Annotated in this window: 24 protein-coding genes; 16 read left to right on the forward strand and 8 right to left on the reverse strand. The window is 34.4% G+C overall.

Annotated features, from left to right (window positions below):
* From GJJ64_RS12145 to GJJ64_RS12160, 4 genes are all read right to left on the reverse strand, one after another.
* Window positions 1-891 carry a hypothetical protein gene (locus GJJ64_RS12145; protein ID WP_154288050.1) on the reverse strand — a complete coding sequence of 297 codons (891 nt, stop codon included), beginning with the start codon at window positions 889-891 and terminating at the stop codon, window positions 1-3.
* Window positions 892-916: 25 nt separating this feature from the next.
* Window positions 917-1,642 carry a YebC/PmpR family DNA-binding transcriptional regulator gene (locus tag GJJ64_RS12150; RefSeq protein WP_154288051.1) on the reverse strand — a complete coding sequence of 242 codons (726 nt, stop codon included), beginning with the start codon at window positions 1,640-1,642 and terminating at the stop codon, window positions 917-919.
* A 127-nt stretch (window positions 1,643-1,769) separates the two neighbouring features.
* Window positions 1,770-2,717: an NAD-dependent epimerase/dehydratase family protein gene (locus tag GJJ64_RS12155; protein WP_154288052.1), complete on the reverse strand. Its 948-nt coding sequence runs from the start codon at window positions 2,715-2,717 to the stop codon at window positions 1,770-1,772.
* A 2-nt stretch (window positions 2,718-2,719) separates the two neighbouring features.
* Entirely contained in the window at window positions 2,720-5,332 is a 2,613-nt protein-coding gene (locus tag GJJ64_RS12160; protein ID WP_154288053.1) for a lamin tail domain-containing protein, read from the reverse strand.
* Window positions 5,333-5,398: 66 nt separating this feature from the next.
* On the opposite strand from GJJ64_RS12160, the gene GJJ64_RS12165 reads away from it, so the two are divergent.
* Window positions 5,399-6,394, forward strand: coding sequence for an aspartate-semialdehyde dehydrogenase (locus tag GJJ64_RS12165; RefSeq protein WP_154288054.1), 996 nt, complete (start codon window positions 5,399-5,401; stop codon window positions 6,392-6,394).
* A 103-nt stretch (window positions 6,395-6,497) separates the two neighbouring features.
* Entirely contained in the window at window positions 6,498-7,874 is a 1,377-nt protein-coding gene (gene dacB / locus GJJ64_RS12170) for a D-alanyl-D-alanine carboxypeptidase/D-alanyl-D-alanine endopeptidase (RefSeq protein WP_154288055.1), read from the forward strand.
* Here dacB and GJJ64_RS12175 read toward each other — a convergent pair.
* On the reverse strand, window positions 7,867-8,901 hold the full coding sequence (locus GJJ64_RS12175; protein WP_154288056.1) for a sensor histidine kinase: 1,035 nt from the start codon (window positions 8,899-8,901) through the stop codon (window positions 7,867-7,869). The genes dacB and GJJ64_RS12175 overlap by 8 nt on opposite strands.
* 120 nt (window positions 8,902-9,021) lie before the next feature.
* On the opposite strand from GJJ64_RS12175, the gene crtD reads away from it, so the two are divergent.
* The 9 genes from crtD to GJJ64_RS12220 all read left to right on the forward strand — a co-directional run bounded on the left by crtD (window position 9,022) and on the right by GJJ64_RS12220 (window position 16,538).
* On the forward strand, window positions 9,022-10,491 hold the full coding sequence (gene crtD / locus GJJ64_RS12180; RefSeq protein ID WP_154288057.1) for a 1-hydroxycarotenoid 3,4-desaturase CrtD: 1,470 nt from the start codon (window positions 9,022-9,024) through the stop codon (window positions 10,489-10,491).
* Window positions 10,492-10,526: 35 nt separating this feature from the next.
* Window positions 10,527-11,150, forward strand: a complete 624-nt coding sequence (locus tag GJJ64_RS12185) for a lysophospholipid acyltransferase family protein (protein WP_154288058.1) — start codon at window positions 10,527-10,529, stop codon at window positions 11,148-11,150.
* Window positions 11,151-12,245 (forward strand): glycosyltransferase, encoded by a 1,095-nt coding sequence (locus tag GJJ64_RS12190; RefSeq protein ID WP_154288059.1) that lies wholly within the window; start codon window positions 11,151-11,153, stop codon window positions 12,243-12,245.
* A complete protein-coding gene (locus GJJ64_RS12195) occupies window positions 12,242-12,886 on the forward strand; it encodes a carotenoid biosynthesis protein (protein ID WP_154288060.1) in 645 nt (214 codons plus the stop codon). The genes GJJ64_RS12190 and GJJ64_RS12195 overlap by 4 nt, the downstream gene beginning before the upstream one ends.
* Before the next feature lie 69 nt (window positions 12,887-12,955).
* A complete protein-coding gene (locus GJJ64_RS12200) occupies window positions 12,956-13,804 on the forward strand; it encodes a 4-hydroxy-3-methylbut-2-enyl diphosphate reductase (protein WP_154288061.1) in 849 nt (282 codons plus the stop codon).
* A gap of 11 nt (window positions 13,805-13,815) precedes the next feature.
* Window positions 13,816-14,505 carry a fatty acid desaturase gene (locus GJJ64_RS12205; RefSeq protein ID WP_317162933.1) on the forward strand — a complete coding sequence of 230 codons (690 nt, stop codon included), beginning with the start codon at window positions 13,816-13,818 and terminating at the stop codon, window positions 14,503-14,505.
* 6 nt (window positions 14,506-14,511) lie between these two features.
* Window positions 14,512-15,531 carry a ferrochelatase gene (gene hemH, locus GJJ64_RS12210; RefSeq protein WP_154288063.1) on the forward strand — a complete coding sequence of 340 codons (1,020 nt, stop codon included), beginning with the start codon at window positions 14,512-14,514 and terminating at the stop codon, window positions 15,529-15,531.
* A gap of 68 nt (window positions 15,532-15,599) precedes the next feature.
* Window positions 15,600-16,079, forward strand: coding sequence for a type II RES/Xre toxin-antitoxin system antitoxin (gene parS / locus GJJ64_RS12215; protein WP_154288064.1), 480 nt, complete (start codon window positions 15,600-15,602; stop codon window positions 16,077-16,079).
* 9 nt (window positions 16,080-16,088) lie between these two features.
* The gene (locus GJJ64_RS12220; protein WP_154288065.1) at window positions 16,089-16,538 is read left to right on the forward strand and encodes an RES family NAD+ phosphorylase; all 450 of its coding nucleotides are present in this window, start codon (window positions 16,089-16,091) and stop codon (window positions 16,536-16,538) included.
* Here the strand turns inward: GJJ64_RS12220 and GJJ64_RS12225 are convergent.
* Window positions 16,535-17,764, reverse strand: coding sequence for a 3-deoxy-D-manno-octulosonic acid transferase (locus GJJ64_RS12225; protein ID WP_154288066.1), 1,230 nt, complete (start codon window positions 17,762-17,764; stop codon window positions 16,535-16,537). The genes GJJ64_RS12220 and GJJ64_RS12225 overlap by 4 nt on opposite strands.
* Before the next feature lie 63 nt (window positions 17,765-17,827).
* Between GJJ64_RS12225 and GJJ64_RS12230 the strand changes: the two genes are divergently transcribed.
* The 5 genes from GJJ64_RS12230 (at window position 17,828) to GJJ64_RS12250 (ending at window position 23,037) form a co-directional block, all read left to right on the forward strand.
* On the forward strand, window positions 17,828-19,141 hold the full coding sequence (locus tag GJJ64_RS12230; RefSeq protein WP_154288067.1) for a UDP-glucose dehydrogenase family protein: 1,314 nt from the start codon (window positions 17,828-17,830) through the stop codon (window positions 19,139-19,141).
* A gap of 2 nt (window positions 19,142-19,143) precedes the next feature.
* Window positions 19,144-20,139 (forward strand): UDP-glucuronic acid decarboxylase family protein, encoded by a 996-nt coding sequence (locus tag GJJ64_RS12235; protein ID WP_154288068.1) that lies wholly within the window; start codon window positions 19,144-19,146, stop codon window positions 20,137-20,139.
* Window positions 20,140-21,168: a UDP-glucose 4-epimerase GalE gene (galE, locus tag GJJ64_RS12240; protein ID WP_154288069.1), complete on the forward strand. Its 1,029-nt coding sequence runs from the start codon at window positions 20,140-20,142 to the stop codon at window positions 21,166-21,168.
* A gap of 73 nt (window positions 21,169-21,241) precedes the next feature.
* Window positions 21,242-22,297: a dTDP-glucose 4,6-dehydratase gene (gene rfbB, locus GJJ64_RS12245; RefSeq protein ID WP_154288070.1), complete on the forward strand. Its 1,056-nt coding sequence runs from the start codon at window positions 21,242-21,244 to the stop codon at window positions 22,295-22,297.
* Window positions 22,297-23,037 (forward strand): tyrosine-protein phosphatase, encoded by a 741-nt coding sequence (locus tag GJJ64_RS12250; protein WP_154288071.1) that lies wholly within the window; start codon window positions 22,297-22,299, stop codon window positions 23,035-23,037. Before rfbB ends, GJJ64_RS12250 begins: the two co-directional genes overlap by 1 nt.
* Before the next feature lie 21 nt (window positions 23,038-23,058).
* Here the strand turns inward: GJJ64_RS12250 and GJJ64_RS12255 are convergent, their stop codons facing one another.
* Window positions 23,059-24,288, reverse strand: coding sequence for an ABC transporter permease (locus GJJ64_RS12255; protein ID WP_154288072.1), 1,230 nt, complete (start codon window positions 24,286-24,288; stop codon window positions 23,059-23,061).
* A gap of 119 nt (window positions 24,289-24,407) precedes the next feature.
* Window positions 24,408-25,460, reverse strand: coding sequence for a hypothetical protein (locus GJJ64_RS12260; RefSeq protein ID WP_154288073.1), 1,053 nt, complete (start codon window positions 25,458-25,460; stop codon window positions 24,408-24,410).
* Between the last annotated feature and the right edge of the window lie 2 nt (window positions 25,461-25,462).

Raw genomic sequence — 25,462 nt, forward strand, 5'->3', positions numbered from 1 at the left:
CTACTTATTCTGTTTAAATCTAGGTTTAAAGCCTAAAGGTTTCGCTGTAGAAGTATGCTCTTCCTTTATTTCTTCTTGCGAATCAGCTACTATATTTTCTTCAGCATTAACACCTTCTTGTTTAATTGTGGTAGTCTTAGCCTTAAATCTAGGTTTAAATCCTAAAGGTTTATCTTCTTGAGCTAGTGTTTCAGTAGCTTTTTCTGATTCTAGGTTAATAGGCTCTTCCTTTATTTCTTCTTGTTGAATAGGGGTTTGGGTAGCCTTAAATCTAGGTTTAAAACCAACAGCGGGTTTGCTTTCTTCAGTTTTGGTAGCTGAAATAGGTTCCTCTGTCTTTGTTTCCTCTGTTTTTATAGTTGTAGCACCAGCCTTAAATCTCGGCTTAAAACCAACTGGAGTAGTGGATTTACTTTCTGCTGTTTCAGGAGTTGGAATAGGCTGTTCTGCTTTTGTTTCCTCACTTTTTACTGGCGTAGCTCCGGCTTTAAAGCGGGGTTTAAAGCCAGCGGGTTTGGCTATGGTTGTTTCTTCTGTACTTGGGTTTGATGAAGTATTTTCTTCAGTTTCTTTTGGTGCTACGGTAGCAGCTTTAAATTTAGGTTTAAAGCCAGCAGGTTTAGCTATTACAGCTTCCGTTTCGGTAGTTTTTTCTTCTTTTACAGCCGTTTCAAGTGGTTTTTGGTATAAAGCTTTTAATCTGCTTTCTTCTTCTTCAGATAAGCGAAAATCTTTACGCAGCTTGTTAAACCAGTATTTCTTGGTATGGTCAAAGCTTTTTTCGCCCATTAAAGTAAAATGACTTTTGAATTGAGTGTATAAACCATCATCAGCTTGTTTAAGCTTATTAAGGTCTATTTTCTTTTTTAAGAAAAACTCTTCAAAAGTCATTTTTACAATGTTTTTAGCTTAAAAACTATTCTGCCATGTTATGATAAACTGCTTGTACATCATCATCATCTTCCAGTTTATCTAATAGTTTTAAAATATCAGCAGCTTGCTCTTCATTTACTTCTGTATGTGAAAGCGCAATACGCTCTAATTTGGCTTGCTTAACTTCTATGCCTTTTTCTTCTAAAGCTTTTTGCATCTTACCAAAATCTTCGAAAGCGGCATGCACTACAACCTCATCTTCGCCTTCCTCGTTGGCTTCAACAAATATTTCTTCTAAGCCAGCATCAATCAATTCAAACTCTAGTTCTTCTAAGTCTAAATCTCCAGGAGCAAATCTAAAAGATGATACTCTTTTGAAAATGAAATCTAAAGAGCCAGTTTTTCCTAAAGCACCGTTACATTTATTAAAATAGCTACGTACGTTAGCTACAGTTCTGTTGGTATTATCGGTAGCGGTTTCAACCAAAACGGCAACGCCATTTGGTCCGTAACCTTCATAAACAATCTCTTCGTAACCGGCAGTACTTTTATCAGAAGCTCTTTTAATAGCTGCGTCTACACGGTCTTTAGGCATATTCACTGCCTTAGCATTTTGTATGGCAGTTCTTAATCTCGAGTTGGTTTCCGGACTTGGTCCGCCTTCTTTAACGGCAATAACAATATCTTTACCTATACGGGTAAATTGTACCGCCATTTTAGCCCAACGCTTAAATTTTCTTTCTTTACGGAATTCAAATGCTCTTCCCATTGTGTTTTTTTACAAAAGTCAGAAGTCGGATGACCGAAGTCTGATGTTTTAATCTATTAACTATCTATCATTGACTATTGTCTATTAACTATAGTCTAAAATCAATCCCAAAACTATAAAAAAATGCTTAACCCTTTCCCAGATTTCTCAGCATTTCGCTAGTTATTTTTTGAAGGTCAAATTTTGGCGACCAATTCCAGTCTTTTTCTGCATAGCTATCGTCAATAGATTTTGGCCAACTGTTAGCAATGGCTTGTCTGGGGTCGTTTTCGCTATAAGTTAAAGTAAATTCAGGGATGTGTTTTCTAATTTCTGAGGCCAACTCTTCTGGGTTAAAGCTTACACCATCAAAATTATAGCTTGACCGGATGTTTATATTTTCTGCCGGAGCATCCATTAATTCAATAGTGCCGCGTATCGCATCATCCATATACATCATGGGTAAATCTGTTTCGGCAGAGAGGAAGCTTTGGTAAGTTTTCTTTTTTAGTGCATCATGAAAAATATGGATAGCATAATCTGTTGTTCCTCCGCCCGGCATGGCTTTCCAGCTGATGATACCTGGGTAGCGTATGCTTCTTACGTCTAAACCAAATTTTTGAAAATAATATTCGCACCATCTTTCGCCAGCAAGTTTACTAATTCCGTAAACGGTATTTGGGTCCATAGTGCAAAATTGCGGTGTTTGGTTTTTTGGTGATGATGGCCCAAAAACGGCAATAGAACTTGGCCAATAAACTTTTTGTGTACCATACTCAATAGAGAAATCAAGTACATTAAGTAAGCCATTCATGTTTAAATCCCAAGCTAATTTTGGGTTTTGCTCGCCAGTTGCCGATAGTAATGCGGCTAATAAATACACCTGTTTGGGTTTGTATTTTGTAAATACAGCTTTTAGGTTTTCTTTATCTAAAACGTTTACAAACTCAAACGGACCAGCATTTTTAATGTCATAATCGGGTCTGCGGATATCGCAGGCTACCACTTTATTAAAACCATAGGCTTTTCTGAGGGCGGTAACCAACTCTGTACCTATTTGCCCATTAGAACCTAAAACTAATATGTGTTCTGTCATTTTTAATTTAATTTTGAGGCTAAAGTCACGGCCTTTTTGAACTTTTTAATTTCAGACTTTAAGTCGAAAAACTCGGCATAAACAATATAAATACCTGTTTTTAAAAGGTTATTATTTTCATTTAGTCCATCCCAAGTAAAACTACCTTCAGCAGAAACGTTTTGATTTTCAATCAGTTTTTTTACCAGTTGACCTTTATCATCAAAAATAGAAATTTTAGCTACAAAACCGCTGTTGGGTAATTTATAGTTAATGGTTAAAATGTCTTCAAAGCCGTCATTATCAGGCGAAAAGCTTTTTCCTGATAGAGAAAGTTCTTCGTTTGTAACGATATTGTTTGGCATTTGAGAATTTTGATAAGCAGGTGTTGCATAACCTACTGTTGATGTGGCCGATTTGAAATTACCCGGTTTATTAGTCTCCTCGTTTGCTGATACCCTTTCTAATGAAACGCCTTCAACATCTCTTAATAGTTCAAAGTGCATATCAGCATCATAATTAAACTGGTCTATGCGCTTGTTATTCTTATCTAACAATACAACAACACCTTCAGAATCATTATAAGCAGGCATACTAGTCATCTGCACAAAATGAGAAGGATTTAAAGTTTGATAAGCTGTTTTAATCTGATCTAGATTGGTGGTAAGCACCCAATAACTACCGGGTTCTGCTAATATGGTAGCTGTACTTACTGCTCTTATACTAATTAAAGAGTCTTTTTCTGTATTGAGGCTAGCAATGTTTAAATCTTTTAAATCTAAAATTTTATCAGAACGATTATATACTTCTACAAAATCTACTCCTCCAGGTTTAGGGTTAAATAAAACTTCATTAACAACAAAATCCTTAGTTTCTAATACGCCCGGATAGATAAATGAAAGCGCTTGGTTATTAATGGTACTTACACCACAATCTGCAATGTTAGAAAGCGTAAGTGTATAAGTTAAATTTCTACTTAGCGGAGCTGGATATTTTAGTTCTACTTGTGAAAAATCTGGAGCCAAAAGGCTAACACTTTGCGGGTTTCCTAAGCCATTATTTAAGCTGTAATTTGTTCTGATAGATGCTTGCAAACTATCTAATCCACGGTTAAAAGTTACCAAAACGGTAACACTATCTTTCATTGTTGCGTTATTTGCTGATAGCGGATTTACTGTTCTGTTACTTAAATAAATACTGTTTTGTGCGCCAGGTGTCCCGCCAATGGGGTTTATACTGGCCGAATAATTTTGTGATGGTTTGCAACTTGTTAAAGGGTCTATCATTTCTAATGTCCAGCCACCAGCTCTTTTTGTTGCATCTCTATACCAAGTATCACTATAATTTACATGGTTGATTAATGTATTAACATCATTAAAAAAGCTTAATTGGTCTGACGTATTGTTTAACGATGGCCAAGGGGAAATCCCTAAAACACGCCCAAACGGTTTTAATAAAGTAGTATCTGGCCGGGCACAAAGAATTAAATATTCATTAGCTTTTAGCGTGTCTCCTGTAAAATTGAAAGTTGTAGTAGCATCACTAAACTTATATCCATTTAATGGGATGTTTTCTGTAGTACGATTCCAGAGCTCAATAAACTCAACCGCAGGTAAGCCTATTTGTGGCGATGGGTCGGCAAATATTTCATTAATCACAACATCATTAACTCTAGCCCGATAAGGTCTTCTGTAATTGAAATTTCTGTTGATAGGGTTGGTGATGGCGTTACCGCTCAAATCTTTAATATTATTGATGCTAATGCTGTAACTATTAGTGTTTAAGCTGTTTGTTAAATTTAAGACTACTGTACTACCACTTACATTTACCGTTGCCGGGATGATATTCCCAGGATTTATCAGATAATTTAAACGATTACTGGCTTCTGTTGTTGCAATAGCTTCATTAAAGTTTAGAGTGATTTTATTTGAATCTGGTATAATGGTATTTAATACTGGCGGATTTACATCAACAACCAAATCTTGTACTATGATATTATCAAAAAAATGCTTTTGAAAAAATGTAGCTGTAGATTGCTGAATTAAAAAGCCAAACCAGTTAGTAGTAGTAAACGTATTATCAGTAACTGTTCCTTCAGAGCGGTAAGCATTTCCGGTTCCAGTACTATCTCTTTCTAAGTTAAATATTGCATTAGCCGTTCTACTTACTTTAATTTTGAAATTATTATTAGTTGAGCTTGATACCAGGCCATCTCTACCATCAATAATTTTAGTACTTGTAGCAGTTGTACCACTTCTTCTATAAAGTGCAATTTCATCAGCAGTATTACCAATTCTTACAAAATAGCCATTAATATTTGTAGCTCTAAGGTCTGATGTATTGCTAATGAGGTAAACATCAACATAATTAGCTCCAGATGTGGCAAATTGTAGCACACAATTAAACTCCCAAGTGCAGCCTAAAGCTTTGGTGTTTTCTGTAGCCAAAGAAAAGCTGGCATTAGCAGTAGTATTATTAGAGCGTAACTGCTCATTCACTACAATGAAGTTCAAATTAGCATCTTGTCCTATCCAAGTTGGGTTATTAGTAAAATTACCGTCAGAAAATAGATCATTTATTTGTGCAAAAGTGTTTTTGTAGAATATAATCAGAAAAAATAGTAAAATCTTTCTCATATTTGGCGTTCAAAATTTTCACAAAATAGTTAAACAATAGAAAGTTAGTATTAAATTTTAAAAAAAATGAAAGTTGCAGTTGTAGGCGCAACCGGCCTAGTAGGTACGGAGATGTTAAAAGTATTAGCAGAGCGCAATTTCCCAGTTACAGAATTAATTCCAGTTGCTTCAGAAAAAAGCAAGGGTAAGGAAATTGATTTTAAGGGAAAGAAGTACAAGGTTGTAACTGTTGATGAGGCTATTGCCATGCAGCCAGATGTTGCTTTATTCTCTGCCGGAGGTAGTACTTCTACAGAGCAAGCACCAAAATTTGCTGCTGTTGGTACTACAGTAATTGATAATTCATCTGCATGGAGGATGGATCCAACCAAGAAATTGGTTGTTCCTGAAGTTAATGCATCTGTTTTAACTAAAGAAGATAAAATTATTGCAAATCCTAACTGCTCTACCATACAAATGGTTGTAGCCTTAAAGCCTTTGCATGATGAGTATAAAATAAAAAGAGTTGTAGTTTCTACATACCAATCTGTAACAGGAACTGGTGTTAAAGCTGTAGACCAATTAATGAACGAGCGTAAAGGCATTACTGATGGTCCTATGGCTTATGCTTACCCAATTGATTTAAATGTTATCCCTCAGATTGATGTTTTCCAAGATAATGGATACACCAAAGAGGAGATGAAAATGATTAAAGAAACCAATAAAATTATGGGCGATGACAGTATTAAAGTTACTGCAACAACTGTAAGAATACCGGTTATGGGTGGCCACTCAGAGTCTATCAATATTGAGTTTGAAAGAGACTTCGATTTAGCTAAAGTTCGTGAGTTGCTAGCGGCTACAAGTGGTGTTATTGTTGTTGATGACCCTGCAAATGCTAAATATCCAATGCCAATGGATGCACACGGTAAAGATGAAGTTTTAGTAGGACGTATCCGTAGAGATGAATCACAAGCAAATACCCTAAACATGTGGTGCGTTGCTGATAATTTAAGAAAAGGTGCTGCTACCAACGCAGTTCAAATTGCAGAATATCTTTATAGCCAAAAGTTAATAGGTTAATTTTTTATATAGATACACTTATAGGAGCGAACTTAAAAAGTTCGCTCCTTTTGTTTTAGACCTTTTTCTATTTTAATGGATGATAATTTTTAATTTCACTGTGATGAAAAATATCCTCCTTGCTTTAAGCATCTTTTTGTATTCAAATGTTTATAGCCAAACACTAAATCAAAGAATACAAGTAGCCTATCAAAAATTTATGGCTGATGAGCAATTGAAACACGCCTCAGTTTCTTTTTTTGTTGCTTCTACAACTCATAATACTTCTATTTTTTCTGCACAACCACAACTGGGGATGGTCCCAGGCTCCACATTAAAAGTTATTACGGCCGCAACTGCTTTAAGTATTTTGGGAGAAGATTATCGGTTTAGAACCGAAATTGGTTACAACGGTGTTGTAAATAATGGTGTTTTGCAAGGTAATATCATTATTAAAGGTAGTGGCGACCCTACTTTGGGTAGCGATAGGTATGCCTCAACAACCAAAACTGTTATTTATGCTAGAGTTTTAGATGCTCTTAAACAAGCGGGAATTAAGAAAATTACAGGAGAAATCATCGCTGATGATGCCATTTGGGATTCACAATCTTTACCAGATGGATGGATTTGGCAAGATATAGGCAATTATTACGGAGCTTCTACCAGTGCGGTTTGTTGGGGTGAAAACGAGTTTGATGTTAATTTCAGTCCATCAACAACTATAGGGAAGCCGGTTAGCATCATTAACGAAAAGCAGCTTTATCCTTTTTTACAATTGGTAAATGAAGTAAGTACTGGTGCTGTTGGCTCTGGCGATCAGGTTTATGGTTATTCATCGTCTTACAGCCAGTTTATTTATTTAAGAGGTACTTATGCACAAAATCTTAAGAAAACCATCAGGTTTGCTTTGCCAGATGCTGCTTTAGCCATGGCTTATGATGTTTATGATTTTTTGAACAAAAACGGTATTCAATCATCTGGCTACAATACCGGCAGGAGACTTCAATTACAGGCTGTTGCCGTAAAAGAGACAACAAAAATTTTGTTAAGCATAGAGTCTCCTAAGCTTTCTGATATTATTTATCAGTTTAACCAAAAAAGCTTAAACCTTTACGGTGAGCAGTTATTAAGGCTAATGTCTCCGGATAATAGCATAGCAAAAGGTATAACATTCATTAAAGACTTCTGGAAAAATAAAGGTATTGCTAGCGCAAGTTTAAACATATATGATGCTAGTGGTTTATCCCCAGCAAACCGGGTAACATCTAAAACTATGGTTGATGTTTTACTAGCGGCAAAAAAGGAAAAATGGTTTAATGCTTACCTTAACAGTTTTCCGGTTTATAACAATATGAAAATGAAAAGTGGTACCATAGGCGATGTTTTATGCTATACAGGCTACCATGAAGACAAATGCTTTTCAATAATGGTAAATAATTATAACGGTTCAACATCAGCCATTAGGCAAAAGATTTTTACGCTTTTAAACTCACTTAAATAATCAAGCTAAAAGTTGCACCTTTGTTTTCACCATCGCTATGAGCTTTTAATTTACCACCCATTTGTTCAATAGTTTTTTTACTCAGGTTTAACCCCAAACCCATAGTTGGCTCTCCGTTAGTTCCTCTTCTTCCTACAGATGCAGAATTTGTAAAGAGTTTTTTAGCTAAATCGGGTGTGAAACCAAGTCCATGATCTTTTACTTCTATTTTAAACTTGTTTTGATAAGGCTGTAATGCTACAATTACATTGCCTTTAGGGTATGAAAATTTTATGGCATTACTTAATAAATTTTGTATTACTAAGCCAAGCTTATGCTCGTTAGTGAGGTTTATAGCATCTTCAGCACAAAAGTGCTCTTCAATTTTAATATCTTTTTTAGATGCCTCTGCTTTTACCTCTTCTATAGTTTTTTTGACGAGTTTTTTTAAATCAACAGCTTTATTTTCTGTCTCATCATCTATATGATGGTATTTTAAATTGAGTAACAGTTCATCAATATTTTTGAGTTGAGTACTAGTAATATCATCAATTTTATCTACAATATCTTTGTTCTCTGTTTTTTGTATTTCTAAAACGTTACATAAGCCTTTAATTTGCAAAAGTGGTGCTCTTAAATTGTGCGATAAAAGTGCTGTAATCTCTTGATTTTCTTTTAGTAAGCTATCCAATTGTAAGATGTTTTGTTGGATAAGTTGCATTAATACACCAACTTCATCTTTGTAGTGTGTGGGTAAATTAGGTAGTTTCTTCTCAGAAATATAATCTTGAAGCGCATTTTTTGAATATATAAGCGGTTTGATTAGGCTATTTAGAATAAAAAGCGTAGAGGCCGTTGCAACTAGTGTTAAAATTAAAGTGATGATGATAAGGGTGCTTTTTTCCAGTCCAGCATCGGTACTTAAAAGAAATATTATAATCCCTATTAAAGGAATATGTATCCCTATAAAAGAGATGAACAGGAATTTAAGACTGTAGCTTTTCTTTAGAAATTTTACTGCGTGTAGTTTGTTGTATACTTTAGCCATAGCATTGGGTATAATGTTTTTTTACGGAAGATTTTAACTAAAAGTTATCTGTATATTAATAATATTTGTTTAAAAATCCACAGTTTTAAAACAATTTAAAAAATAAACAGTAATGATATCATGTCTAAAGCAATAGTTATTGGTGCGGGTATAGCAGGTATTGCAAGTGCTGTAAGGTTAGCTTTGAAAGGTTATCAAGTTGATGTTTACGAGTCTAATGCCTATCCAGGAGGGAAATTATCAGAATTTGAACAAGATGGTTTTAGGTTTGATGCCGGACCTAGCTTGTTTACCATGCCGCAATATGTAGAAGAGCTTTTTAAATTGGCTGGTGAGTTGCCTCAAGATTATTTTCAGTACGAAAAACTAGACGAAGTGTGTCGTTATTTCTGGGATGATGGTACACATTTAACTGCTTGGGCAGATGTTGAGAAGTTTGCTGATGAAATAGCCGCTAAAACCACTTCTAAACGCGAAGAAATTTTTACTTTTTTAGCCAAAAGCAAACAGATTTACGAGATTACCAATCATGTTTTTTTAGAGAAGTCTTTACATAAACTAGCTACTTTTTTAAATATCCCTACACTAAAATCTGTTTTAAGATTACCTAAAATAGATGCTTTTAGAAGTATGGCTAAGGCAAATGAATCATTTTTTAGTGATAAAAAAATGATTCAATATGCAAACAGATATGCCACTTATAATGGTTCTAATCCTTACCAAGCACCGGCTACTTTAAATGTTATCCCTCATCTGGAGCAACATTTTGGAGCATATTTTCCAAAAAAGGGCATGTTTGATATTACCCTAAGTTTAGTAAATTTAGCAGAACGACTAGGCGTAAAATTCCATTATAACAGCTATGTTGAACAAATTCTAGTAGAAAATAAGGAAACAAAAGGCATCATTATCAATGCAAAAAAGCATTTTGCAGATGTTGTTGTCTCTAATATGGATGTGTATTTTACTTATAAAAACCTGCTAAAAGACGAGAAGCAGCCACAGCAAATATTAAAGCAAGAGCGATCAAGCTCGGCACTTATTTTTTATTGGGGAGTTAAAAAGCAGTTTAAAGAGCTGGGATTACACAATATTTTCTTTAGCGATGATTATCAAAAAGAGTTTAATACCATTTTTAAAGAAAAAGCTGTTGATGATGATCCAACTGTTTATATCAATATCACCTCAAAGCTTAAAGCTGATGATGCACCAGAAGGTTGCGAAAATTGGTTTACCATGATAAACGTACCCAATAACATTGGGCAAGATTGGGATACTTTAATCGCAAAAGCGAAATTAAACATCATTAAAAAACTTAATAAAAATTTAAAGATAAATTTAGATGAGTTGATTGTTACAGAAGCCATTTTAGACCCAAGAACTATAGAATCTAAAAGTTTTTCTTATCAAGGTTCTTTGTATGGTACAAGCTCTAATAACCAGTTTGCGGCATTTTTACGTCACGCCAATTTCTCATCAAAAATTAAGAACTTGTATTTTACAGGTGGAAGCGTACATCCCGGGGGTGGAATTCCTTTGGCCTTGTTATCAGCCAAAATAGTTGGTGAAATGATACCGTCAACAAGCTGATATCAAGAAAATAAAACTAATTTTACAAGTAAGCTATGGTAACACCAAAAGAAAACAGATTGATTCATAGATTTTTCTCCTGGTATATTCAATATATCATCAAGAAAGATTTTTCATCTGTTTCTTTTAACAAGATTGATGTCGACAACGATAAGGCAATTTTATTACTAGCAAACCATTGTAGTTGGTGGGATGGGTTCTTACTTTTTTACCTCAATAAAATTTACCTTAAAAAGAAATTCCATGTCATGATTATTGAGGATACAGCCAAAAAAGTTTGGTTTATGAAATATTTGGGTGCTTTTAGTGTTCAAAAACAGTCTAGAAGTGTGGTTAACTCGTTACAATATGCAGCCAAACTTTTAGAAAATCCAAATAATTTGGTATTGATATTCCCTCAAGGTCAGCTCTTTTCTAACCATGTGTCAAGTATAGGTTTCGAGAAAGGTTTGCTTCATATCATACAACATGCGAGTAAGAAATTTCAATACATTTTCGCAGTAAGTTTATTTGATTATTTTCAAAACAGAAAGCCCTCTGTTTCTATTTACTTAAAAGAATGGCAAGCTCAAGAATATACAAGTTTACAAGTTATCAAAAACGAGTTTAATAAGCATTACGATGATGCTAAAGGCCAGCAAAGTAAAATTGTAGTGTAAATGATGATCTTGTTTTATATCATATTTTTCTTTTTGATTTTGCGCTTTACGGTTACGCTATTTAATTTTATTTCTAATCCAAAATTAACGGCTAGTCCAAAGCATTATCAAGATTTGGTTTCGGTACTCATACCCGCCAGAAACGAGGCCGGAGATATTTTACCGCTTTTAGAATCACTTAAACAACAAGACTACAAGCACATAGAAGTTTATGTTTTAGATGATAATTCTGATGATAATACCTATGAGATTTGTGAAGCATTTGCCCAAACCGATGCTCGTTTTCATACCTTAAAAGGCGAGGTTTTAAAACAAGGTTGGTTGGGGAAAAACTTTGCTTGTCATCAATTAGCTAAACATGCTAAAGGCAAATATTTACTTTTTTTAGATGCTGATGAATTGGTGAAAGACGGTCTTATTAATAGCGCCATACATAGAATGCACATGAATAAGCTTGATTTATTAAGTTTATTTACCAACCAAACCATGAAAACCCGTGGCGAGCAGTTAGTTGTACCTATGATGCATTATATCCTACTTAACTTATTGCCGTTAAGGTTAGTTTTTCTATCAAAAAATCCTGCTTTTTCTGCTGCTAGTGGGCAATTTATGATGTTTAATGCTACAACTTACCACGAATATAAGTGGCATAAACAAGTGAAAGAGCAGGTAGTAGAGGATGTTGAGATTATGAAGCGTGTTAAACAGGAAAAGCTTGTTGGTGAGGCTTTATTAGCAAATGGGTATATCTTTTGCCGTATGTATAAAGGTTATAATGATGCAATTAATGGTTTTTCTAAAAACATGTTATCTGGTTTTGGGAATTCTATACCGGGTTTGTTGGTTTATTTGTTTTTAGTGCTTTTAGGGCCGGTTTTAATCTTGTTTTACTTGAATTCGCAGCTGTTTTTTTTCTGTTGTACACTCATCTTATTAAGTAGATTAATGATTTCCCTACTCTCTGGCCAATCACCAATCATCAATATTTTATTTCATCCCATCCAAATGTTATCATTGGGGTTAGTTTCATTTCAATCCATTAGAAAAAAAATCACAAATAAAGTAACCTGGAAAGGTCGTAAAGTAAGCATATGAATTTTAGATTAGGTAAAAAGGAACTCTCTATTATCTTCATTATCGTTTTCCACATAGTGGGTTTAATAGGTTTTTTAGTTCCTGCTTTGTATGAGTTGTTTCTGTCTTTAGTGCCCTTTCATTTACTTTTAATGGCAGGTATTTTAATTATCAACCAAAAAGAATTTAGCTTAAACTTTTGGGTTACTGCCTTAACAGTTGCAGTGGCAGGATATATAGTAGAGCTTATTGGTGTAAGTACCGGAAAAATATTTGGCGTATATAGCTATGGGAATACATTGGGTTTTAAACTGGCAGATATACCTTTAATGATAGGGGTAAATTGGTTTATCATGGTTTTTTCCATGGGTTCTTACTTAAAGAGAAAATTTAAACATCAACCCACCATAAAATCTTTAGTTGGTGCAGTTTTTTTAGTTGCCACTGATATTTTAATAGAACCAGTTGCCATTCAGCATGATTACTGGAGCTGGGAAGGATACAATGTGCCTTTTCAAAATTATGTAGGTTGGTATATAGTTTCTTTCCTGTTGCTAAGATTTTACTATGCGGTAGATTTTAAGAAAACAAATCCGGTTGGTTTGGTATTATTCATAAGTCAGTTTGTGTTTTTTGCCATATTAAATATTGCAGAGCTTTGATGTTTTTTTAAATTTTTTAAACAAGAATTTGCCTAATTTTACGGCATAAAAGCTTGATTATCTTGCACCATGAAATATAATTTACAAGTAACCATTGATAGCGATTCTGGATTTTGTTTTGGAGTAGTTTATGCCATAGATATGGCAGAAGAAATACTACAAGAAGATGGTTATTTATATTGTTTAGGAGATATTGTTCATAATGATGAAGAGGTAGAACGCTTAAAAGCTAAAGGCCTAAGAATTATTGATAATGAGGATCTTAAAACACTTAAAAACGAAAAAGTTCTTATAAGAGCACATGGCGAGGCGCCTGAAACGTATAAGGTTGCACTAGAAAATAATATCACTTTAATAGATGCATCTTGCCCGGTGGTTTTAAAATTGCAAAATCGTATCAAAACCACACATGATGCTGATGAGAAAATCTTGATTTTTGGCAAACATGGTCATGCTGAGGTTATTGGTTTGCAAGGTCAAACCAATAATGAAGCTTTGGTTTTTCAAGATATAAAAGAATTGGAAGATGTAGAACTTCCGCAAAAATTCACTTTATATAGCCAAACAACAAAGTCTACAGAGAAATTTTACCAAATTAAAGAAGAGCTTATTGCTAAAGGTTACGAGGTAAAGGCTAATGATACCATTTGTAGACAAGTATCTAACCGCGATAAAGACTTACCAGATTTTGTTAAGAAGTTTGATAAAATTGTTTTTGTATCGGGTAAAAAATCTTCAAACGGAAAGGTTTTGTACGAAGTATGCCGCAAAAACAATCCAGCTACTTATTTCATCAGTAAGGCAGAAGATTTAGAAATTATGATGTTTAACCCTGGAGATAAAATTGGTATTTGTGGTGCAACCTCTACCCCAATGTGGTTAATGGAGGACGTGAAGAAGGTTTTAGAGACATACTAAATTTTTATATCGTGAATAAAAAATCTTATAAAGGTTTGCTTATTGCTTTGCTTGTCATAGCCTTTTGGTTTTGTTCACTATCTTTTTTCTTAAATTTTGAGGTTAATTTCTCTAATCCTCTTATTTATGTTTTTATCCTCATCCAAGCACACTTATATACGGGTTTATTTATTACCGCACATGATGCTATGCATGGTACAGTTTATAGCGCTAATAAGAGGGTAAACAATGCCATTGGGCAAATATGTACCGCTCTATATGCAGCTTTTCCCTTTAAAGCTTTAAATGCCAAACATCATTTACATCACAGTCATGTACATTCTCATGATGACCCTGATTACCATCATGGTAATTTCTTTCAGTGGTATTTTCATTTCATAACACAGTACATTACTTGGTGGCAAATAGTTATTATGGCTATTATTTTTAATGTTTTAAAACTTTGGTTTGACGAAGTAAACCTTGTTTTATTTTGGGTAATTCCATCTTTGTTAAGCACTTTACAACTTTTTTACTTCGGCACCTATTTACCTCATAAAGGAGAACATGATAATAAACATCAATCAAGATCTCAAACAAGAAATCATTTTTTAGCTTTTATAAGTTGTTACTTTTTTGGTTATCACTACGAGCATCACGACTCGCCGGGTACACCTTGGTGGCTATTATGGATTTTAAAAGATAAAGCAAATCATATATAAACAGGAATGGGAAAAAAGGGAATTTTATTGGTTAATTTAGGAACACCAGATAGTCCTAAAACTGCTGATGTTAGAAAATATTTAGATGAGTTTTTAATGGATGGTAGGGTTATAGATATTAATCCTGTTTTAAGAACTTTATTAGTTAAAGGTATTATTGTACCGTTTAGAGGGCCTAAATCAGCCAAAATTTACAAAGAAATTTGGACCGAACAAGGTTCACCGCTTTTAATTTATGGTAATAATGTTAGAGACGCTATAGCCGATAGATTGGGCGAAGATTATCATGTAGAATTAGCTATGCGTTATCAATCTCCTTCTATTCCTGATGCTCTTGAGCGATTAAAACAAGCCAAAGTAGATAGCATTAAAGTTATTCCATTATTCCCTCAATATGCTTCGGCATCTACTGGTTCTGTTCATCAATTGGTCATGGAAATTGTTAGCCAATGGCAAGCAATACCTTCTATAAGCTTTGTAAATAGCTATTATGATCATCCGGGTATGATTAAAGTGTTTGCAGACAATACCAGAAAGTATTTAGATGAAGGTTGGGATCACATCTTATTTAGTTTCCACGGAGTGCCACAAAGACATATGCGTAAAGCCGATGTTTCTGGTGAACATTGTTTAAAAGTAAAAGATTGTTGTAAGACCTTAACAGAGAATAATAAGTTTTGTTACTCGGCCCAATGCCACCAAACAGCTAAATTAATTGCAGAAGAGCTTAATTTATCAGATGATATGCACTCTTTATGCTTTCAATCTCGTTTAGGAAACGATCCTTGGATGCAACCTTATACCAGCGATGTTTTGAAAGAATTAGCCGGCAAAGGCGTAAAAAGAATTTTAGTTTTATGCCCTGCTTTTGTGGCAGATTGTTTAGAAACGCTATTTGAAATCTCAAATGAGTACCAAGAAGAGTTTGAAGAACTTGGTGGCGAGAAAGTACAATTAGTAGAAAGCTTAAACGATAATCCGGCCTGGATAGATGCTTTGGAAGATATCATACTTAACAAGAATTAATAATCAGGAAATTTTTCTTTGATAAAAAGAAAAATTTCATATATTAGATTATTCTTTTTGTTAAGCTTATGAAAACAGTCAAAAAAAAGCCAAAAAATTACAGCGTCAATCCTCATGATGATATAACCAACCAATTGGTTCAGGAAACTATTGCGGTGTATCAAAAAATGTCTGTTAATCCTATTGCTTTATTGCAAAATTCTAAAGAGGGTTTAAGTGCAAATGCTGCGCTAGATTTTCTAAATATTTCTGGTTTTACTTATGATGAGTTTCAAAGCGCATTTAAAACCACCGTTAAAACCATACAAAATCATGCTGTTCAAGGTTTAAAACTAGATGCTGCTTTAAGTGAAAAGCTCATCAAATCTTTTGCTCTTTTTAATAAAGGTATTGAGGTTTTTGGTTCTGTAGAGGCTTTTCATCAGTGGTTAAATTTACCGGCTTATGGTTTAGGAAACCAAACGCCTTTTCATCTTATGGATACCATTACTGGTATAAACCTCATAGAAGAAGAGCTTATTCGTATAGCCTACGGTGATTTAGCCTAGTTAAAATCTATGTTGGTCTACAGAATTGTTTTAGCGCCATTTGCAGATGCTTTACTTTCTTCTGGGAGGGCTGCCAGATGGAATAGTCATGATAGCCATGTTATTTATACGGCTTCATCTATCTCTTTGGCTTGTTTAGAAAACGTGGTACATCGGAATAAACTTGGCTTAAACGCTTTATTTAAAGTTTTATATATAGATATTCCTGATGATTTGCCTCAAAAAGAAATTTCTAATGATGAGCTACCTAGCAAATGGCATCATTTTGAAAATATCCCAGTAACTCAACTTTTGGGCAACGAATGGTTGATAAACCAGCAAACAGCTATTTTAAAAGTGCCTTCATCAATAATTCCTCAAGAATTTAATTACTTATTAAATCCAAAACATCCTGATTTTAAGGCAATAAAATTGTTAAAAGCAGCCCCCTTTATTTTTGATGAGCGAATTAAAGCTTAGCCAAAAACTTTTTTCATGATTAAAGCTGTAGCTCCAATATTCTCTTTTACATAAGCTTGTGCTTTCTTTCCACTGTTAGCACAGTAAATTTCGTCTTGCGTAAGTTTAGCTAGTACTGCATTCAACTCTTCTTGATTTTTGATACTAAAACCAGCTTCATGTTTAATAAGGTCTTTAGCTTCCTGAAACTTCTGGTAATTTGGTCCGAAAATAATGGGTAAGCCCCAAGTGGCAGCTTCTAAAGTGTTGTGTATACCAGCGCCAAAACCTCCACCTATGTAAGCAATCTCCCCGTAAGGGTAAAGAGAAGATAACATACCAATATTGTCTATTACGAGTATTTTATAATTCTTTAATGTGTCTAAATCAGCAATTTCGGAATGTTTAATCACCATTCTATCATTAAATAATTGTTGTAGCGCTTTTATTTTTTCTGGTTTTATTTCATGAGGTGCAAACAGTATTTTCCAGTTGTCTTGTTGATTCATAAACCATTGAGCCAAAAGTTTTTCATCATCAGGCCATGTGCTGCCAGCCACTAGTAATTTACTTTCATTTTTAAAAGCTTTAACAAAAGGAAGCTCTTTAACTTTTTGGGCTAAATTATTTACGCTATCAAATCTTGTATCGCCACATAAAGTAAAATTATGCAAACCTATACTTGAAAGTAAATCGCCAGATTCTTTATTCTGAGTAAAGAAATGCGTTACATAACTAAGTATTTGCTTATTAAAACCTCCATAAAATTTAAAGAAGATTTGTTGAGGCCTAAAAATAGCTGATGTTACATATAAAGGAATTTGATATTTATTTAAGGCTTTAAAAAAGTGATACCAATATTCGTATTTATTAAAAAACGCCATTGAGGGTTTAAAAATCCGAATAAATTCATGAGCATTTTTTGCTGTATCTAGTGGCAAATACAAGATATAATCTCCTAAAGGCGAGTTTTTTCTAATCTCATAGCCTGATGGAGAAAAAAATGTTATAACTATTTTTTGCTGAGGATTTTGATTTCTAACAGCTTCTAAAAGCGGTTTACCTTGTTCAAACTCGCCTAATGAAGCAAAATGAAACCAAATTGATGAAGTAATCTCAGAATTTTTAAACTTTTCTTTCCAGTCTTTTCTTCCATCAATCCACTTCTTTGCCTTATCGTTAAAAAAAGATGCAAAAAGTATGAATAAATAATAAAATTTTATTCCAATGTTATATATTGAGGGCATTTAATTTTGTATTGATTAACTTCGCCTGAAGTTTGATTTAAAGGTAATAATTTCCGCCATAATATGAAGATAGCCGTAATAGGTACCGGGTATGTAGGTTTAGTAACCGGAACTTGTCTTGCAGAGACAGGAAATAATGTAACATGTGTAGACATTGTAGAAGAAAAGGTTCAAAAAATGAAAGAAGGTGTTATGCCTATTTATGAACCTGGTCTAGATATTTTGTTTCATAGAAATATAGAACAAGGTCGTTTAAAATTCACAACTAACCTTGCAGAAGCCATTAAAGATGCAGTTATTATATTTTTAGCATTACCAACGCCACCAGGTGGAGATGGTAAAGCCGATTTAAGCTTTGTACTTGGAGCAGCTAAGGATATTGCAGGTATTATAGATAATTATAAAGTTATCGTAACAAAATCTACGGTTCCAGTTGGTACGGCAGATAAGGTGAAAGCAGTATTTAAAGAACATACTTCTATAGAGGTTGATGTTGTTTCTAACCCAGAATTTTTAAGAGAAGGCGTTGCTGTAGATGATTTTATGAAACCAGATAGGGTGGTAGTTGGTACATCAAGTGAAAAAGCTAAAGCATTGATGGAAGAACTTTATGCGCCATATGTAAGGTCTGGTAATCCTATCATTTTTATGGATGAGCGTTCTTCAGAGCTTACTAAATATGCAGCAAACTCTTTCTTAGCTACCAAAATTACTTTCATGAATGAGGTTGCTAATTTATGCGAATTAGTTGGTGCCGATGTTGATATGGTAAGAAAAGGTGTAGGTTCTGATGCTCGTATAGGTAAGAGATTCTTATTTCCAGGAATAGGTTACGGAGGTAGCTGCTTCCCTAAAGATGTGCAAGCCTTAGCTCTTTCGGCAGAAGAATATAATTATGATTTCAAGATTTTAAAATCTGTAATGGACGTAAATCAGGTACAGAAGATTAAAATCATTGAAAAAATGAAGAGCTATTACAAAGGGGATTTAAAAGGAAAGAAATTTGCTTTATGGGGCCTAGCTTTTAAACCAGAGACTGATGATATCAGAGAAGCTCCAGCCTTGTATATTATTGATGAGTTACTAAAAGCTGGTGCTGAAGTTGTGGCTTATGACCCAGAAGCGATGGATAATGTAGAGCGTTTGTTAGGAAATAAAATCAGTTTTGCTGAAAATCCTTATGATGCTTTACTAGACGCTGATGCTTTAGTTATAGCAACAGAATGGCAACTTTTCCGCAACCCTGATTATGAGTTGATGGAGAAAAACTTAAAGTCTAAAGTGATATTTGACGGTAGAAATCTTTATGATTTACAAAAAATGATAGACTTAGGTTATTATTACAACAGTATTGGAAGAAAAATTATTGAAGCATAAGTATGGCAACTAGAAAAAGAGTATTAATTACCGGAGCGGCAGGATTTCTAGGCTCGCACTTATGTGATAGATTTATCAAAGAAGATTATCATGTTATCGGGATGGATAACCTGATAACCGGAGATTTATCAAACATAGAACATCTGTTTAAGTTAGAAAACTTCGAGTTTTATAACCATGATGTTTCTAAGTTTGTGCATGTTCCTGGAGATTTAGATTATATCTTACACTTTGCATCTCCGGCCAGCCCTATTGATTATTTAAAAATCCCAATCCAAACTTTAAAAGTTGGTTCTTTAGGTATTCATAATTTATTAGGTTTAGCAAGAGTAAAAAAAGCTCGTATTATAATTGCTTCTACTTCAGAAGTTTATGGTGATCCTTCAGTGAATCCACAGCCAGAAGAATACTGGGGTAATGTAAATCCGGTTGGGCCAAGAGGCGTTTATGATGAAGCTAAGCGTTTTCAAGAAGCAATGACGATGGCTTACCACACTTTCCATGGCGTAGAAACCAGAATTGTAAGAATATTTAATACTTATGGTCCAAGAATGCGTTTAAATGATGGTAGAGTATTGCCAGCATTTATAGGACAAGCTTTAAGAGGAGAAGATTTAACTGTTTTTGGTGATGGTACACAAACTCGTTCATTTTGTTATGTAGATGATTTGGTAGAAGGTATTTACAGATTGTTGATGTCTGATTACGCTCATCCAGTAAACATCGGAAATCCAGATGAAATTACGATTGGTCAGTTTGCAGAGGAAATTATTAAACTAACAGGTACACAGCAAAAGGTAATTTATAAACCATTGCCACAGGATGATCCTAAGCAACGTAGACCAGATATTACGAAGGCAAAAGAACTGTTAAAATGGGAACCTAAAGTGAATAGGACAGAAGGTTTAAAAATAACATACGAATATTTTAAATCGCTATCAAAAGAGGCTTTAGAAAAAATAGACCACAAAGATTTTACTACTTTCAATAAAAAATAAATGGCAAATAAAATTCTTGTAACCGGTGGTACCGGATTTATAGGCTCACATACCGTAGTAGAACTGCATCATGCAGGTTATACTCCGGTTATTGTAGATAACCTTTCTAATTCATCTATCAAAATATTAGACCAATTAGAAAAAATCATCGGTTATAAACCAGAATTTCATGAATTTGATTTATGTGATGAAGCTAAAACTAAAGCTTTCTTAGCAGAAAATCCAGATATCACAGGTATCATACACTTTGCAGCCTATAAAGCTGTTGGAGAATCTGTTCAGAAGCCTTTAGATTATTATAAAAATAACTTTGTTTCGCTTATCAATTTGCTTGATGCTTATAGAGATAAGGCTATCAATTTTGTTTTTTCATCTAGCTGTACAGTTTACGGTCAGCCTGATGTTTTACCTGTTACAGAGGCAGCGCCAGTTAAAAAAGCAGAATCTCCTTACGGGAATACCAAGCAAGTAGCAGAAGAAATTTTAAAAGATACAGCATCAGTAAATAAAAATTATAACATTGTTGCTTTAAGATATTTTAATCCGGTTGGTGCACATGAATCTGCACTTATTGGCGAGTTACCTATTGGGGTTCCTCAAAATTTAGTTCCTTTTATTACGCAATCTGCAATAGGTAAAAGAGGTAAAATAACCGTTTTTGGTAATGATTATAATACTGTTGATGGTAGCTGTATAAGAGATTACATCCATGTAGTAGATTTGGCAAAAGCACACGTTGCAGCTATACAAAGAATGGAGTCTGGTAAATCTGCTGATAATTACGAGGTTTATAATATTGGTACAGGTAAAGGAACATCGGTACTAGAAATTATCCATGCTTTTGAGAAATCAACAGGAGAAAAATTAGATTATCAGATAGGCCCAAGAAGAGAAGGTGATGTAGAACAAGTTTATGGCGATGTTACAAAATCTACTCAAGAACTTGGCTGGAAAGCAGACTTAGGGATTGAAGAGATGATGAAATCTGCTTGGGAATGGGAGAAATACATAAAGAATAATCCGTTTTAAATAAGTTTGTTAGGTATGGGTATTTAGGTTGTTAGAAAAACATCCTAACCAACTAACAACTAACAACTAAAGAATGAAAAAAATATTAATTACAGGTGGTGCTGGTTTTATCGGCTCACATGTGGTAAGACGTTTTGTAAATACTTATCCAAACTATCAAATTGTTAATTTAGATAAATTAACTTATGCTGGTAATCTAGAGAATTTGAGAGACGTTGAACAATCGCCTAATTACAAATTTGTAAAGGGAGATATTGTTGATGCTGAGTTTATCAATAACTTATTTACTAATGAAAATTTTGATGCTGTTATCCATTTAGCGGCCGAATCTCATGTTGATAGGTCTATTGCCAACCCCATAGAGTTTGTGATGACTAATGTGGTTGGTACTGTAAACTTGTTAAATGCTGCTAGAAATAGCTGGAAAGGCGCTTATAATACCAAGCGTTTTTACCATGTTTCTACAGATGAAGTTTATGGAACTTTAGGCGAAGGCACAGAAATGTTTACAGAGCAAACAGCTTACGATCCGCATTCACCATACTCTGCTTCTAAAGCAAGCTCAGACCATTTTGTAAGAGCTTATCATGATACTTATGGTATGGATTGTGTAATCTCTAACTGCTCAAACAATTATGGTTCTTTCCATTTTCCAGAGAAGTTAATTCCGCTTTCTATCAATAACATCAAAAACAATAAACCTATTCCAATTTATGGTAAAGGCGAAAATATTAGAGATTGGTTATGGGTAGAAGACCATGCCAGAGCTATTGATGTAATTTTCCATAAAGCCAAAACAGGTTCTACTTACAATATTGGTGGACATAACGAATGGACAAATATTGATTTAATAAGAACCTTATGTAAGGTAATGGATAAGAAGTTGGGCAGACCAGAAGGTACCTCGGCTCAACTGATTACATTTGTTACTGATAGAGCCGGACATGATTTACGTTATGCGATAGACGCTACAAAACTAAAGAATGATTTAGGCTGGGAGCCAAGCTTGCAGTTTGAGGAAGGTTTAGAAAAAACTGTTGATTGGTATTTGGCTAATGAAGAATGGCTAAATAATGTAACTTCGGGTAACTATCAGCATTACTATGAAGACCAATATCAAAACCGTTAATGTTTTCGTTTTTTAAAAAGAAGAAAGAAGCAAAATATAATTTTAATCGTATTCAGGTGGATATGCACTCGCATATCCTACCTGGTATAGATGATGGTGCACCAACAGTAAAAGAATCTATCATGTTGGTTAGAAGGTTAATGGATTTGGGTTTTACCAAATTAATAGCAACGCCACATATCATGGCAGATTATTATAGGAATACGCCTGATACCATCCGTAAAGCTCTTGATGAGCTTAAAGAAGAGCTAGAAAAGGAAAATATCCAAATACCTGTTGAAGCTGCTGCTGAATACTATCTTGACGAAACTTTTGAAAGGAAACTAGATGCCGGAAATTTACTCACTCTAGGAGATAATTACCTCTTATTTGAACTTTCTTACATCAATTACCCAAATAACCTTAAAGATGTTATTCAAAAAATGAATGATAAAGGTTATAAACCCATTCTAGCGCATCCAGAGCGTTATCCTTATCTATATGCTTCTTTAGAAAGCTATCAGCAAGTAAAAGAATACGGTTGCTATTTTCAGTTAAATACCATTTCTTTAAGTAATCATTATGGCAAGCAAGCCCAAAAGGTTGCAGAAAATTTAGTTGAAAATATGATGATTGATTTTTTAGGCTCGGATATGCACCATTTAAGGCATGCCGATTCTTTACAAAAATCTCTTTTTACACCAACTGTAGAACAATTACTTTCTGATGATTACAGTTTATACAACGAGTTGCTGAAGTAATATCTCTTTCTGAAAATGTTATTATTCGTACCTCAATGCCTCTACAGGGTCTAGCTTTGCAGCTTTAGAAGCTGGGATAAAACCAGAAACTAGCCCCGTTCCTACGCAAGCAGAAAGCCCGAGTAGTATCCAAGCCCAAGGAATAAGAAAGGAAGCTCCCATGGCGATGGCTAATAAATTACCCATGATGATGCCTAAGAAAATACCAAACATTCCGCCCATCATACAAATCACAATGGCCTCGTATAAAAATTGTTTTCTAATAACTTGTGGTGTGGCTCCAATAGCTTTTCTTATGCCTATTTCTCTTGTTCTTTCCGTTACAGAAACCATCATGATATTCATTAACGCAATGGCAGCACCTATTAAGGTAATTAAACCTATGGCTACACCAGCAATCTGCACTATTTTAAGATTTTCTATCAGTGTTTCTGCAATAGCATCACTTTTAGTGATTTCGAAATTATTGTCGTTTTGTGTTTCTAGGCCTCTTATTCTTCTCATCAAAGCTGTAGCTTCGCCAATCATATAATCCATTTTGGTAGGGTCATTAGCCATTACAGAAATGGTATAAGTAGGGTTGGGGTTACTCATAATTTGCCTGCCTTTAACAATTGGCACCACACAAACTTTATCGCCACCAAAACCAACACTAGAACCTTTAGGTTCAAAAACCCCAATTATTTTAAATTTATTACTTCCTATGGTGATGATTTTATCAACCGCAGAGCCTTGTTTAAAAAACTTTTGCTTTATCTCATCACCAATAATCACAACGCTAGCACCAAATTCTGTTTCGTTAGCAGAGAAATTTCTTCCTTCTGCTATTTTGTATCCACCAGTGAAAACGTAAGATTCATCAGCGCCAAGCACAGATATATTTGGGTTTGTTTTTTCATTACCATACTTTGCTGTAGCGGCAAAAGAAGCAAAAGTATTTACAGAAACTGTAGCAGGTAAATTAAAATCATTTTTAAAGGCCATTGCTTCGCGGTAGGTAATCACAGGCCAAATTTTTCTAGCACCATTACCACCAATTCTTATGCCTGTACCTCTATTCCTTATAGTGAAAGAGTTTGCCCCCATACTGGCAAAAGTATTGTTAAGAGAGCCTTTAATAGCATCTATAGAAGTTAGAATGCCAACCAAAGCCATCAAACCTATAGCAATAATAAGTGCGGTAAGAAATGTTCGCAATTTATTACTCTTAATAGATTGTAAAGCAACTTTGATATTCTCTCTCGTATTCATTTTTGATGGGAGCTATTGATACGAAGATAAGACAACTTAAATAGATTTTTGTTACAACATGTAAACTGAATTGTGGATGATAAAAAAAGCTGCCTTTTTGGGGGCAGCTTTGATTTTTCTTACTGATATTGAATATAAATCGGTTTAGGAGAAAGTTTTAATAACTCTTCCGGAGTCATTAACCTATTTGGTGCTTTCTTTAAATCGTTTTTATAGAATAATTTAAAACCTGTGAATTGTACGGGTTGTTCTCTTATCCAATGGCGATAAGTGCCTTTTTTAAGTTCAGGCTCGCCCCATCCATCCATATGCATCACAATTTGAACTTCTGGTCTTAATTTAATGTTTTTATAATTGGTAACCATGCCTTTGGTGAAACGATGTACAACCAACATTTTAGCAGGTAAGTTATGCTCTTTAACAAGTTTAGCTAAGTAATTAGAGCAGTAGTTTATATCTTCTGCATCGTACGTTCCTATTTTTGCACCTGGTTTATGTCCGGTTTTCATAGAAAACTCTGGGTCTATCCCTAAATGAACATGGGGTAATTTTAGGTATTTTTCTAGTAAAGGAAGTTCTTGTTGAATGGTACTTAAAGATACTTGTATGTCTAGAAAAACTATACCATCATGCATTTTAGCAATTTTTAAAGCAGAATCTATTTGCTTATCAGGCATTCTAAAACGATATTTTCCATCTTTACCGCCATCGCCTTGGGCAACTACAGCAATATAATGTATCCCTGCTTGTACTGGTGTTTTAGGGTCTGCTTTTTCCCATCTTTTAACCTCAGCATTTAATCTTCTCCACATTTCTTTAGGAGCATACTCGCCTAAAGCACCCATTTTTTTCGAGTATAAATTACCATAATAAACCACCACTCTTTTAAAGGGTAAAATAGCTCCCGGAGAAGGTACAGGTTGGTTTTTAACCGGCCATAAACCTGTGGTATCTCCATTTGCCAATTCTTTGTGTAAGGCAAAATATTTGGCAGAGTCTATAGGTTGGTATGGGTTTGCTACTTTTTCTTCTGTAACAGTATTTGTTTTAGAAGAATCAGCTGTAGGTGTTGAGTTTTTACCAGTTTTACTGTTTGCACCATCACAAGAGGCTAAAACAGAAACCAACCCTAAGGAAAAAATGCTTGTTAAAAATGTGTTTTTAGATAACATGA

Origin of the sequence: Pedobacter puniceum, from assembly GCF_009674685.1 — a bacterium.
In the GTDB taxonomy this organism is placed as follows: Bacteria; Bacteroidota; Bacteroidia; order Sphingobacteriales; family Sphingobacteriaceae; genus Pseudopedobacter; species Pseudopedobacter puniceum.